The organism is Shewanella sediminis HAW-EB3 (genome assembly GCF_000018025.1).
GTDB classification, from domain to species: domain Bacteria; phylum Pseudomonadota; class Gammaproteobacteria; order Enterobacterales; family Shewanellaceae; genus Shewanella; species Shewanella sediminis.
Genome location: NC_009831.1, coordinates 1,214,749 through 1,228,421, shown reverse-complemented (window position 1 = coordinate 1,228,421; position 13,673 = coordinate 1,214,749). Strand labels below are relative to the sequence as shown.

11 protein-coding genes are annotated in these 13,673 nt (G+C 48.4%); 6 read left to right on the top strand and 5 right to left on the bottom strand.

Annotated features, from left to right (window positions below):
* The first annotated feature begins 1 nt into the window (after window position 1).
* From SSED_RS23595 to bamJ, 3 genes are all read left to right on the top strand, one after another.
* Window positions 2-1,291: a sensor histidine kinase gene (locus tag SSED_RS23595; RefSeq protein ID WP_049772104.1), complete on the top strand. Its 1,290-nt coding sequence runs from the start codon at window positions 2-4 to the stop codon at window positions 1,289-1,291.
* Window positions 1,292-1,379: 88 nt separating this feature from the next.
* Window positions 1,380-1,787, top strand: coding sequence for a DUF1294 domain-containing protein (locus tag SSED_RS05295; RefSeq protein WP_150104310.1), 408 nt, complete (start codon window positions 1,380-1,382; stop codon window positions 1,785-1,787).
* A gap of 196 nt (window positions 1,788-1,983) precedes the next feature.
* Complete coding sequence (gene bamJ / locus SSED_RS05290; RefSeq protein WP_012141376.1) at window positions 1,984-2,454, top strand: BamJ family beta-barrel-assembly machinery protein; 471 nt, start codon at window positions 1,984-1,986, stop codon at window positions 2,452-2,454.
* Between the two features lie 84 nt (window positions 2,455-2,538).
* Here the strand turns inward: bamJ and SSED_RS05285 are convergent, their stop codons facing one another.
* The 4 genes from SSED_RS05285 to SSED_RS05270 form a co-directional block, all read right to left on the bottom strand.
* Window positions 2,539-3,756, bottom strand: coding sequence for a M24 family metallopeptidase (locus tag SSED_RS05285; protein ID WP_012141375.1), 1,218 nt, complete (start codon window positions 3,754-3,756; stop codon window positions 2,539-2,541).
* 282 nt (window positions 3,757-4,038) lie between these two features.
* A complete protein-coding gene (locus tag SSED_RS05280) occupies window positions 4,039-5,352 on the bottom strand; it encodes a phosphatase PAP2 family protein (RefSeq protein WP_012141374.1) in 1,314 nt (437 codons plus the stop codon).
* 411 nt (window positions 5,353-5,763) lie between these two features.
* On the bottom strand, window positions 5,764-6,543 hold the full coding sequence (locus tag SSED_RS05275; protein WP_012141373.1) for an ROK family protein: 780 nt from the start codon (window positions 6,541-6,543) through the stop codon (window positions 5,764-5,766).
* Between the two features lie 93 nt (window positions 6,544-6,636).
* Window positions 6,637-7,833, bottom strand: a complete 1,197-nt coding sequence (locus tag SSED_RS05270) for an MFS transporter (RefSeq protein WP_012141372.1) — start codon at window positions 7,831-7,833, stop codon at window positions 6,637-6,639.
* A 294-nt stretch (window positions 7,834-8,127) separates the two neighbouring features.
* Here SSED_RS05270 and SSED_RS05265 point away from each other — a divergent pair, with 294 nt between their 5' ends.
* Window positions 8,128-9,915, top strand: coding sequence for an aminopeptidase P family protein (locus SSED_RS05265; RefSeq protein ID WP_012141371.1), 1,788 nt, complete (start codon window positions 8,128-8,130; stop codon window positions 9,913-9,915).
* A 93-nt stretch (window positions 9,916-10,008) separates the two neighbouring features.
* Here the strand turns inward: SSED_RS05265 and SSED_RS05260 are convergent, their stop codons facing one another.
* Complete coding sequence (locus SSED_RS05260; RefSeq protein ID WP_012141370.1) at window positions 10,009-11,208, bottom strand: EAL domain-containing response regulator; 1,200 nt, start codon at window positions 11,206-11,208, stop codon at window positions 10,009-10,011.
* Between the two features lie 379 nt (window positions 11,209-11,587).
* Here SSED_RS05260 and SSED_RS05255 point away from each other — a divergent pair, with 379 nt between their 5' ends.
* Window positions 11,588-12,895 (top strand): DEAD/DEAH box helicase, encoded by a 1,308-nt coding sequence (locus SSED_RS05255; protein ID WP_012141369.1) that lies wholly within the window; start codon window positions 11,588-11,590, stop codon window positions 12,893-12,895.
* Window positions 12,896-12,976: 81 nt separating this feature from the next.
* Window positions 12,977-13,603 (top strand): DUF2913 family protein, encoded by a 627-nt coding sequence (locus tag SSED_RS05250; RefSeq protein WP_012141368.1) that lies wholly within the window; start codon window positions 12,977-12,979, stop codon window positions 13,601-13,603.
* Window positions 13,604-13,673 lie beyond the last annotated feature (70 nt).

The following is a 13,673-nucleotide window of genomic DNA, read 5'->3' as shown; positions in this document are numbered from 1 at the left end:
AATGACTAAATCGGTTCGTGCGGCGATAGCCTTATCTATCAGTTTTAGCATTGCAGCCTTGCTGAGTCAGGCTATCTTCTATGACGTCATAGACAGACTCGCCATGAGTAGCTTCAATGACAACCTTCTGGAGTATCAGACTCAGGTCAAAAACAGTGTTGAAAACACCAATCCAAATCAGTGGCAACAGAAGGCGGCGCAGCTTTCCGATGAGTTAAATACCCCCGTCTATCTCGACAAACGAGATCAGGACAACTTCACTCAGGATATCCTAGGACAGCTTGACTCAGAGATAGGCAGTAACGGTATTATCGACCCGGATATGGGGCTTATTTACTACCCTATTTCGAAGGAGTATGCGCTAACCGTCGGCCCTTTCGATGATATGACCTTGGCCTATGCGGCAGAAATATTCACCTGGCTGTTTGCCCTGCTCACCGCTATCGCAACCTTTACCCTGTTACATCATCAAGAGAGAAAAGCACTACAACGCCTCAGTGACTCGCTATATCTTGAAAATCCCCCCTCCCCCTCGCAGATAAGTATCGACTCATTGCAAGCTCAGGCAGACCTGATGTCGGACACAAATCGGCAAAAATCGACCGCGCTGGATCAGTTACTCATCACCCAGAGAGACCTCCTCCATGGGGTCGCCCATGAGTTCCGCAGTCCTCTGGCTAGAATGGAGTTCGCCATAGAACTGCTCGAAGAGGCCGATGAAAATAAGCGTTCACAGCTTAAGGGGCAACTCGAACGTTCGATTAAAGAGCTCGATGAACTCGTCAAACAGGTGCTGCGTTACTCCCGACTTCAACACGATGGAGCGGAACTGGAGCTAGGCTCAATAGGTACCAGAGAGCTTATCGAGCGCTCGGTTGAGAAAGTGCAACACTTCTATCCCAAGATCCAATTTAGCATCCATGATGAGACTCAGTGTCAGTTAAGGTGCGACATCAAATTGATGGTGATAGCCCTATCAAACATATTGAGAAATGCGGGGCGCTTCGCTTACGCTAAATGCCTCATCACGGTAGCGAGCCAGCATAACGCTTTAACAATCAGCATTCAGGATGATGGCTCCGGCCTCGCTCCGGGCAAGAAGAAACAGATATTTGAGCCTTTTACCCGTCTAGACCCCAGCCGTTCACGTGACTCGGGAGGTTATGGGTTAGGGCTCGCGATAGTCCAATCGATTGTCCATAAACATGATGGCAGTATCGCTGTGGAGGACGCACCGATAGGGGGGGCAAATTTTATCATCACACTGGAAAATTCAGGTGCAAATAACTAACCAGCCCAACAATGCCGCTTCTAATCTTGATATAATCTCAACAGCAGATGAGTACCGCTATTAAATAACAACGAGTACAGATGAACAGATGAGGACAAAACTTACTAAGCCGCCGAGACACAGAAGCTCCCTTGGCTTACTGTTTATTCTGGGTTTCTCAATGCTTATAGCCACCGCACTGTTTCAGCAGATGTTGCCCTATCATATAGCCCCCTTCTACCTCATAGTTAGCGGCTTCACCTTTATCGCTTATGCTCTTGATAAGTCCGCAGCACGTAAGGGGAACTGGCGCACCAAAGAGAGCACACTGCAGCTGATGGCGCTTATTGGTGGCTGGCCCGGGGCGCTGCTGGCCCAGAGGTGGCTTAGGCATAAATCTCAGAAAATGAGTTTTCGAATAACCTTATGGTTAATGATTGCTTTAAACAACGGCACCTTGTTATGGCTTCTCTCATCGAAGGGACAAACACTACTGCATCAGGTTAAATTACTTTAATGTCCAAAAATTAGGACTGCTCTATCGAAACAGGCAATTTGTTAATGCATCAGCCTCCACCTTGCCAGCAAGATAAAAAAGGGAAGAACAAATACTTCCTGTTTCATCCGAAGCCGGTTATCTGGTTTTTCCGAATTTACCTCTCACAATGGATTGGTTATCATGGCTATCAAAATCTGACTAATCGAAAATTATAATGAAAATTCTACTCGCTATTGTCGTCATCGCCGGTGTTATCTTTTACTACTTCACCTCGATGAATAATCAAAAAGCCGCACAGGAAAATATCAAGATAGGCAGTGCTTTCCTCGCCGAGAACAAGGTCAAAGAGGGAGTGACTACAACCGATTCAGGACTTCAATATCAAGTATTAGCGAAGGGGGATGGCACCAGTCACCCGAAAGCGAGCGATACCGTGACCGTGCATTACCATGGCACATTGATCGATGGCACCGTATTTGACAGTTCAGTAGAGCGAGGCGAGCCGATCGACTTCCCTCTAAACCGTGTGATCAAGGGGTGGACAGAGGGCGTTCAGTTAATGGTTACGGGTGAGAAAACCCGCTTCTTCATTCCAAGCGAACTGGCCTATGGAAATCGTAATGCGGGGAAAATTACCGGCGGTTCGGTACTTATCTTCGATGTCGAGTTAATCAGCATAGATTAATCTTACCCCAAAAAAATAAAGCCCCGGACAGCTTACTGCCCGGGGCTTTTTCATTTATACCGACTCAAATTATACCAATGGGTATTAAGCCTCATACCCAAATGGATCGTCGATAGAGTGTGCCGGCTTGGTGAACCACACCGGGCCTTGCTCAGTCATATAGAAATGATCTTCATGACGAACACCAAACTCACCAGGGACACAGAGCATAGGCTCATTGCTGAAACACATGCCTGCGGCCAGCGGCGTCTCATCGCCCCGAACGAGATATGGCCATTCATGAATATCCAGGCCTATGCCATGACCGGTACGGTGTGGCAGACCCGGCACAGCATAATCGGGGCCAAATCCCGCGGCTACGAGCACATCCCTCGCGGCTTTGTCGACACTCGAACAGGGGGCTCCGATCCTGGCGGCTTCGAATCCGGCGATCTGCGCGTCTTGCTCATATTGCCAAAGTTCACGCTGACGATCACTCGGTGTTCCGAACACAAATGTACGGGTAATATCCGAGTTATAGCCCTGTAGCTGACAGCCGGTATCGATAAGGACAGTATCGTTCAACTCCAGAGCTTTAGGAGACTTAACGCCATGAGGATAAGCACTGTCTTCACCGAAAAGAACGATACAGAAATAGGAACCGGACGGTATACCTACCGCCTTATGGGCCTCATTAATAAAGGCCTCAACTTCGGCAACCGTGATCCCTTCATGTAAAATACGCGCCGCCGCCTTGTGCACCTCCAGCGTCATATCTTTCGCACGCTGAAGCAGACTCAGTTCAGTCTCTGACTTGATCATACGGCAGGTCGCGGTAACGCTTTTAGCATTAACGTATTCGAAGTTTGAGTGTGCCTGACGCACGCCGTCAAAGATGAAAAATGCTGCTGACTCATCTATGCCTATGTTACCTGCCGTGATCCCCATCCTGTTCAATACAGAACCAAACAATTCATAAGGACTCTCATCCTCTTGCCAGGTGTTGACCCTGCCTTCGATAACCATAAAGCCTTCGAGTGTATCGACCTCAAATGCCGGCGCGATATATTCGACCGCGCCCTTAGCCGGAATGATGGCTCCAACCATACGCTCACTCGCATACCAGCGTGTACCGGTAAAATAGTATAAGTTGGTACCGGCATCGACATAGATAGCCTCAATATCTTGAGACGTCATCAGCTCCTGAGCCTTCTCGATGCGAGCTTGATATTCGCCATGACTGATAGGCTGAGTGCCTTCGGTCATATCGGTCAATTTCGCCAGCTCTTGTTCTACGGTTGAACCACCCACACCTAAGGTCATTTGATTACCCTTTATTTTCAATACCCGGGACACTTAATGCCCAAGCCTTAACCTATGTTACTCAAGATGGAGCCCCTTTCGGGCCTAGCCTTGAAATCAGAACTACTTTCTAGCATAAAATATACAAAGTATCAGTAGAAAAATTTTCAAACGGATAGAGGATGGGTGAATTTCGGGCAGTTCGGAGAGAAAGGACTTTAGGCAGGGCTAGTGTTACAGTCTGAAACAGGCATAAAAAAACCGGCCAATGTGGCCGGCATCTTATGGAAGATAAAAATCCCCCTAGAAGGCATAGGCAACGGTAAAGCCGCCATAAGCCAGAGACAGATCGTTGATTAACTCGTTCGTCTCAATTTGCTGCTCAAACTGACCCGCAACCAAGGAGGTAGACCAGCGCTCATCAAACCGATAATCGAAGCTCACCCACACATCTTGAGAATCAGCCGTACCGGAAAATGATGCTCGGTAGCCAATATTCGCAGAGATGCTGTCGGTGAATTGATAACCCACTTCGGCTATGGCCGCCGGGGCGATAAACCAATCCTCTCGCTCACTCAAGTTGTCGCCTTCGATATCATCTAAACGAATAGAAAGATGATTAACGCTCACCCCGGCACCCACATCGAGTTTCCAGTCACTATTTGGCAATAACTCAAACAGGTAATCCGCGGTTAAACCGTATAGACGGTAAGCCGAAACCACCTCCTTGCCCGCCCGATACTGTTTACCCCCGAAGTGAATATCTTCGTTGAGCTTACTGGTATCTCTGGACTCAAAGGGAGTGAAACTAAAATAGAGATACTGAGCCTCATCCAGGCCCCATTTAACTCTCGCAGAAGAGTAGGTATGGGGCTCGCTCTCACGGCTGAAATCATACAGATCGAAAGCTTGACCACCTGCGTCCTGAATGCTGTTCTCATTGGTATCGGCGCCGCCGATAAATAGCTCATAACTGTTGCGGTAGCTCTTATTGACCTTACCCCAATCACTCTTATGCTTTGAGCTGAGGTCAGATTTCGCCCCCGCTCTGCCCGGTGTGTAATTAACCGAGAGTCCTACGCTCCCCTCACCTATGGTAGGAGATATCACGAAGTCGGATTGGTTGTAAGGCTCGGTCCAATATAGGCTACTGAGCACAGCAATAGAACCACCGGCCATGACATCATCCAGATAGTGACGGTTAGCCCATACACGGCTGGCCCCCACAAAGGCAGCCGCACCATATGCAGGGATCCCCCAGGCATTGCCGTATCTGTGATGAATATAAGCGGCACCCGAAAATGCCGCCGAGGTATGCCCCGAAGGAAAGGAGTTGTGCTCACTGCCATCGGGTCTGAGTCGTTCATAGCTAAATTTTAAGCCGTGCGTGATGGCCGAGGTGGTCGCGACCCCCTTTGTGAGTTGCCAGGCACCTTCGGTGTCACCAATCCAGAGACTTCCTGCCAGCCCCCCAGCAGGAAGAAGGATCTGAACCACATCACCAATGTCAGATATTGTGCCGGACTGTCCGGCAAAGATCTCACTCTGGGCAAGAGCGGATGTGCTCAGTAAACCTATCGATATAGCTGCGGCTATCTGTTTTATCTTTATTTTCATTATTATCAACTCGAGGGAAAGTTAATGTCCTATTACATTAATACCAATCGGTATAAGAAAGTGGTCAACTCAGAGTTATTTTTGGCTGCATAATTCAAGGCGAAAGAGTGAGGAAATGGTGATCCATTTTGAACTCATTCAACACGGAAGTAGGCTGCCAAAAACACTCCTGAAAGGCGAGTTTTAGCACTTCCGATACGGCGTTAACGAGCTTAAACGTAGAATAACTATGTTCCTCACTCGTTGCCTTGCCTCACAAGCGCTAAACTCTCGCTGAGTGACCACACCTTTATACCGATTGGTATGAGCAGTTAATAAAAACATACTCAACATATTGGCTCTAAATGTAAAATGCGAAAGTGTGACTTAGATCGGCTCCTGGAATAAGGAGCCGATGACAGGCAGAGAAGATCAATCCCCTGATTGTGCGAGCAGCTTCTTCAGGCCTCGACACACTAAGGTTTCCATATCATGAACACGTGATACTTTTGCTTGAGACAAGGGAGCGGTTAGCGCCATATTATTGAGTGCGCTGATACAACCTTTATAATAATCGTCGCTGTTCATCATGCCACCGGCAAGCCATATGCGATTAGGGTTAAACAGGTTCACCGACCAGGCTATCCCCATCCCCAGATAACTTCCGGCGCGAAACAGCTCGCTGGATGATTTAAGCCCGCGCGTCCCAACAGAGGTGCCACTGGCAAGTTGCTCCAGGCTAAACTCACCGGATTCAGTCATCACCCGGCAATGCCCTAACTCTCCTGCTACACCGGATGCCCCGGTAAACAGTTTACCATTCATGGCAATGGACATCCCGATCCCGCTACCACTCATGATCAACAATTCACATGGGTGCTTAGGATCGCTAACAGCCTGTATGCCGGCATCGATATCATTTGAAATAACAATGTTCTTCGCTCGGCTCAAGATATCGACTTGGGATAAGCCATTTAGCCTCGGCAGAGACCTGCTCGACAGCAGTCGGTTATTTTGAACCAGTCCAGGCAGAGCTATCGCCAGCCCATACTCGCTAAATCCATAATCAGACTCTAACTCCGTTAAGTGCTGATTAAGGCTATCGATATTAAACCCGTCACCCGTAGCAATTTTATACTGCTCGACTCGACCATCAAGATGCATCTCAAATAATGCTGTGGTACCACCGATATCGACCGTTATTGTTTGCATTAACTGCTCCACAGCTCTCTTCGTATTCGAAAGAGAAAAGCATACTAAATTGAAACAAAAATTCTAACATAAATCCACAATCAAAAGAGGGTCTTATTTGTTAGCATTAGCCTCCAAGCGATTGCTTTGACTAAATTTCCACCAAGTCATCAACAAAAGCTGAAAGGCGATAAATGGCAGACAGATACTCAGCAGTAACTCCCACCCCAATTGATGAATAACCCATCCGGCACTCAAGGAGGCGAGCGCTTGAGAACCGAAGACTAAACTGTCATTCAACGCCTGTACCTTAAATCCTTCACCGTGAGCATAACAACGGGGTAGAAGCACGGTTCCGCCAACGAACAACAAGTTCCAACCCAGACCTAACAATACCAGTGCCAACCAATAGTTAAGAAGCTCGTTCCCCATCAAGGCGATAACGATAGTCACCAGATAGGCCGTTAAGCCCAGCAACATCATCTTAGATACCCCCCACCTCGCCACCAGCAGTCCGGTGAACAGAGAGGGAAGATACATGGCAATAATATGACTCTGGATCACCCATTTAGTGTCGGCCAGAGAGTGATGCTCGATATGATGCATATGCAGGGGGGTGGCGGTCATCACGAAGCTCATCATGGCAAAACCTATGATGGCGCCGGCAATCGCCACCCAGATTTGAGTGTGACTCAAAATAACCGGTAGAGGCCTGGGGACTGCATGAGTATGTTCCGAATGAAGGGGGGTAATTGCCGCAGTCTCACGGTAAAACATCAATGTAAAAGCCGCTAATAGGCAAACCAGTGTAAGAAAAAGAAAGGCACCAACATAGGGAGTAGCCACCAACTCACTACCGAACAGGGCCAGTTCCGGGCCGAGAAACGCGGCGACTAGCCCACCGAGCAACACCCGAGATGCAGCTTTAGCACCTAAAGCGGGTGCCACCGCTTCCATTGCCGCGAAACGATACTGTTGAACGATAGCCCCGGCGGTGCCAAGCAATGCACCGCTGATACAGAAAATGGTAAAGTCACGTTCACCTATCCCATAGGCCCCTATGAGGCCCGCTATGGCAGCCAAAAGTGATCCACCGATAAAGATTTTTTTACGACCGAAACGCTTCATCAATTGAGTCACAGGTAATATCGATATCGCAACCCCAACCACCATGGAGGTGATAGGCAATGTCGCTAAGGCCGGACTCGGTGCCAGCTCGATACCGACGATCCCTCCCAGTAGCATCATCATAGGTGCGGCGCTCATGGCAAACGCTTGTGCCAGCGTCAGCACCCAAACATTAAACGGCATTAATTAACTCCTGAAGTAAAAATCAGATACACCTTAGCTAAGAGATGGATGACCTTAGCCAAAAGAGGGGTGATTACTCTATTGCATTAATCTAATTGATCTGCACAAGAATGTAACAAGTTAAATGTTTCAAAGTTTACAGCAAGCCCCCTACAGCCCCTGTTTGAGTAAAAAATCACAGCTCAACTTCCCTCTCCTCCATTGAGCTGCGATAATCGGCAGCAAATAATCCCATTAGAATAAACACTGACAATGCATCCCGCCCGAAGTCGGTCAGTGATAACCGGAGTATGTATGACACAAACAATCGCCGCTCGTCTGGACGCCGTTCGCATCGAAATGGCCAAAGCCAACCTCGATGCCTTTATCATTCCACGCGCCGATGAATATCTGGGAGAATATGTCCCCGAGCGCAACGAGCGTATGCTGTGGATCAGTGATTTCACTGGCTCTGCGGGTATGGTGATCGTGCTTAAAGAGAGTGCGGTGATTTTTGTCGACGGTCGATATACCGTCCAGGTTAAACAGCAGGTGGATGGCACACTATTTGAGTATCTCAGTCTGACTGACACGCCACAAATTGAGTGGCTCACAGAGACCTTAACGCCCGATGCACGAGTGGGTTACGACCCCCGCCTTCACCCACTTAGCTGGCAAAAAAGTGCTGAAACTAAATTGGCAAAGGCGCAGATAAGCTTAGTTTCTGTCGATGAAAATCCTATCGACCTTCACTGGCAGGACAGACCCGCCGCCTCAACATCACCGGTCGTACTCTTTGACGCTAAGAGTGCGGGTAAGACGAGTCTGCAAAAACGTCTGGAGATAGGCGCCGCTATCGCAAAAGCAGGCGCCGATACAGGCCTTATCACCTCGCTCGACTCCTTCTGCTGGTTGCTGAACATTCGCGGTAGTGATGTCCCCTGTCTGCCTATAGTGTTAGGCACGGCGCTGCTGCACGCCAATGGTGACATGGTACTCTTCACTGACATTAAAAAACTTCCCTCAGGCATCAATGAACATGTGGGGCAAGGTGTCAGCTTCTGCGACGAGACAGAACTTAAATCAGCCCTCGATAAGTTAGCGGAAACCAGACTGTTGGCCGATCCTAATTCGGCTAACGCCTGGTCACAACTGACTGCCCAGCAGGCGGGCGCTACATTGATTGCCGGCTTCGATCCGGTTTCACTGCCTAAGGCACAGAAAAATGAGTCAGAGCTTGCCGGGATCCGAGCCTGTCATATTCGCGATGGCGTCGCGGTCAGTCGTTTCCTCGCCTGGTTAGATAAGGAGGTGTCAGCCGGCAACTTCTATGATGAGGGCGTCTTATCGGATAAATTAGAAACCTTCCGTCTCGAAGATGAGCTCTATCGTGAGCCGAGTTTCGACACTATCTCAGCGGTGGGCGGCAACGCCGCGATGTGCCATTACAACCATAACAATGGCACCCCGGCGACCATGACCAACAACAGTCTCTATCTGGTCGACTCCGGCGCTCAATACCTCGACGGCACGACCGACGTCACCCGCACTTTGGCCATAGGTCAGGTCAGTGATGAGCAGAAGAAAATGGTCACCTTAGTACTTAAGGGCCATATCGCCTTAGATCAGGCACGCTTTCCAAGGGGCACCACAGGGCAGCAACTCGATGCCTTCGCAAGACAGTATCTTTGGCAACATGGCTTCGACTACGATCACGGCACCGGACACGGAGTCGGTCACTTCCTGAGTGTCCATGAAGGACCACAGCGTGTAGCGAAAAACAGTAATGATGTTGCCCTGCTTCCCGGCATGGTTATCTCAAATGAACCTGGCTACTACCGCGCCGATGAATTTGGCATACGCCTGGAGAACTTAGTGACAGTACGTCCTTGTGAAGCCTTAGCAAACGCCGAACGTGAAATATTCGAGTTCGAGGCACTCACGATGATCCCCATGGATTCACGCCTCATTGATAAAACACTCTTGAGTGAGGCCGAGATCAACTGGTTTAATGATTATCATAGATTGGTATTCGATACCCTATCGCCATTAATGCAGGGTGAGGAGCTTGCCTGGCTGACAAACGCAACTAAAACTATTTAGTAACAAAAGACTATCTAGTTTTCAGGTCTCAGGCTCTAGCCCCTACTAATAGTAGTCATCCCGGAATCGTGGAACGAGATATCCGGGATTCTATTACACCTGCCCGCAACCTACTTTCTCGTGCGCCTTCAACCAGCGCATGATCTCACTAAAAGGTTTTGGTCGACAAATTAAGTAGCCTTGCAGGCGCAAATCATCGATCTGCTCGAGATAATTCAGATCCCGAATATCCTCAACACCTTCGGCGACCAGATCCACCCCCAAGCTCTGACTGATATCCTGCAGAGATTTCAAGATAGTTTGCGCCAGCGGATCTAAGTGGATCCCTTTAACCAGACTCATATCGAGTTTGACCTCACTAATCGGTAACTTACATAGTTGTGACAGATTGGTATAACCGGTTCCGAAATCATCGATGGCCACGCCAAAATTATGCATCCTTAACCGACTAATGCTCGAGTGCTGACTCTGCTTATTGAGCACCTGATTTTCAGTTATCTCTATGGTCACTTTCGAGGGCTCGAGCTGCTTTGCTTCACAATAGCGCATCAAGCGATTTGGCCAGCTTCGCTGTGCTAATTGGTTCGGAGTTAGGTTTATCGAGATACTGCTAGCCAAGCAGGAGCTCACCCGGCTTATCTCTCTCCACTCATCCATCGCCCTGGTGATGAGTTTATCGGTTAAGGTATTGAGCAGGTTATGCTCTTCGGCCAGATCGATAAAGCGGCTCGGTGAGATCAGTTGCAGTTGTTCGCCCTGCTGAATACGGCACAACACCTCAAAACCTTTTATCTCACCGGTTTTAACATCCATCTGAGCCTGATAATAGGGAATCACCTTGTCGCTATTAATCGCTTCCTGCAACTCCTTGACCTTCATCATAGGCTGCTTAGGAGCCAGTTCACTGTCCATCATAAACAAGCGCTCGATACATATCTTCAGCTGAGAGGAGCAAACGGGCTTCATCAGGGCGCCTAACAGCCTTAGTCTGGAATTCACGACGACCTGAGAAGCGGCTTCAATTATCCGGCTCTCCATACCCGACGCGATGATCACCCCGCCCTTGAAACCTATCTTACTGAGCCTGATTAACAACTCGATGCCATCCATTTTAGGCATGTGAAGATCGACCACGATCAGCTGATAATCATCTTTATATTTGGTTAGCGTCCGTAACGCCGTCTGGCCATCGCTGCAGTACTCGACTCTATCCACGTTCAACTGCATAAAGTGTTTACTCAACACACGACAAGAGCTAAGGGAATCGTCAATGATCAGAACATTAATCGTCATAACGCACCCTCATAAAAGTGAGTGAGAGTAAGTGAGAAAGAGAGTCAAAACCGGCGAGATAATCAGGTGCTTCCATTTGAGAACACTGTCGCTGTGTCATATTGCCTCCATGCAATCCAAGCTGTAAGAGTTATAAAGCCTAGACCACAAGCCAAAACTGTCAAACGGCTTGCACCTTTAAACAATCACAATGCGAAGTAATTCGGTTAATAAAAGCAGAATTAAACAATACCTGAATTTACCTGATAGTATTTGCTGTTAAAATCGACGCAAATTTGCTATATTCCGCCGCCGTCAATTTTTGACGACTATTGTTTATGGTGACATTGGCCTGCAACTTCGCAGGGCATTTGAATTGGTTAAATACAGGAAACCCAAGATGAGATTTGAATCTTTTAGTTTTGCTCCCGAGATTTTACGTGCTATCTCAGAATGTGGTTATCAGAAAATGACGCCAGTTCAACAAGAAGCCATTCCGGCGATCCGCAGAGGCCAGGATGTATTAGCCAGTGCGCAAACGGGCACAGGTAAAACCGCCGCCTTTGCACTGCCGATCCTGCAGAAGATGTTCGACAATCCGACTGAGACTCAACGATCGAATACTCGCGCCCTGATCCTGACACCAACCCGTGAACTGGCCAGTCAAATAGCCGACAATATCAATGATTACAGTAAGTACATGGAAGTTTCGGTATTAACCATCTATGGTGGTGTAAAGCTGGAGACTCAAGCACAAAAGCTCAAACGTGGTGCAGACATCATCGTCGCCACACCAGGACGCTTACTCGAGCACCTTCAGGCGTGTAACTTAAATCTGTCGAATGTCGACTTTATGGTATTAGACGAAGCGGATCGTATGTTGGATATGGGCTTCATCAGCGATATCCAGAAGATCATGCAGGCTGTTAACAAGAACCGCCAGAATTTACTCTTCTCTGCCACCTTCTCTAGCGCAGTGAAGAAACTTGCCAACGATATGTTGGTCAAGCCAAAACTTATCAGTGTCGATAGCCAAAACAGCACCGCCGATACGGTAAGTCAGGTGGTCTACCCGGTAGAGCAGCGTCGTAAGCGAGAGCTGCTGTCTGAACTTATCGGCAAGAAAAACTGGCAACAGGTGTTGGTCTTTACCGCGACGCGTGACGCCGCCGATAAACTGGTAAAAGAGTTAAACCTCGATGGTATCACATCGGCTGTTGTACATGGCGAGAAGGCTCAGGGTAACCGTCGCCGCGCTCTGCGTGAATTTAAAGAGGGCAAGGTACGCGCCTTGGTGGCCACCGAAGTTGCGGCTCGCGGCCTCGATATTCAAGATCTTGAGTATGTCGTTAACTACGATCTGCCATTCTTAGCCGAAGATTATGTGCACCGTATCGGCCGTACCGGCCGCGCCGGAAAATCAGGGGTCGCTATTTCTCTGGTCAGCCGTGAAGAGGAGCGTACCTTAGCCGATATCGAAAAGCTGATTGGCAAGCAGCTTCGCCGTATCACGGTCCCGGGCTATGAGGTGGGTAGCCGTGAGCTGCTTATCAAGCAAATTCAGAAACGCCGTAGTTTTGCCAAGAAACAACAAAGAGAAGATAACACCGGCGCGCAAATGATTGCAGAGAAGAATTTGGGCAGCCGAAGAGTTAAAGTTAAAAACTCATCGAACAAGGCGCCAACAAAGGTCAAGAAAATCAGATAACCTTGCTTTGATTGGTGGACCTTTTTATCTGAAAATCACCGCTTGACGGTGATTTTTTCTTAACGATACCGAGAACAAATAATGACAAGCTATAATCAGGCCATAGTTGAATTTGCTCAAGCAGGCCTAGCCGCCCTTGAAGAGCGTGCATCAAAAGGGAATACCATAAAAACTGCCGCAGCCGAGAGTCACTTTCTCTGCAGTTGGATGGCGAGCGCATTGAAAGTGCGCCAATTTTCCAAGTTGATAGCAAAAGACTTAACCCAATGGATCCGAGATGGCAGAAGTTTGGGTGCAGGTGCACAGCTTCCCTCCCTGCTAGCGCGTATCGATAGTCAGTATCGCGCAGCCATAAGCAACCAGCAGCTTGGCCAATCTCTCGAACACTTTTTAAGTGAATTAGTGGCGAATGACTGGGTCGTGATCCTGGATGAAGAGGTCACGACTAAGTTAAAACTCGACAGTGAGGGAGAAAATAGCCTGGTTATCTCAGTAGAGCAGTATGAGGGGCATATCCAGGACGAGAATATCATCAAGCCTATCACGATGTTTATACGCGCTAACGAACAGGATTTAGCTAAAGTGGCCGCCAAACATCAGCTTCTTCTCAGTCAGGGAGATAAGAAAGCCAGCTTAATCAAGCACCATAAGGCTTATCAAATTTTTCCAAATAATGAGCAACCGGCATTGGCACTACTGCTTGACTAAGCAGCCAAGCTATTGAAATCAGTCTCACCCTTAAAAAGCGCCCAGTGCGCTTTTTATGTGTTTATACCGA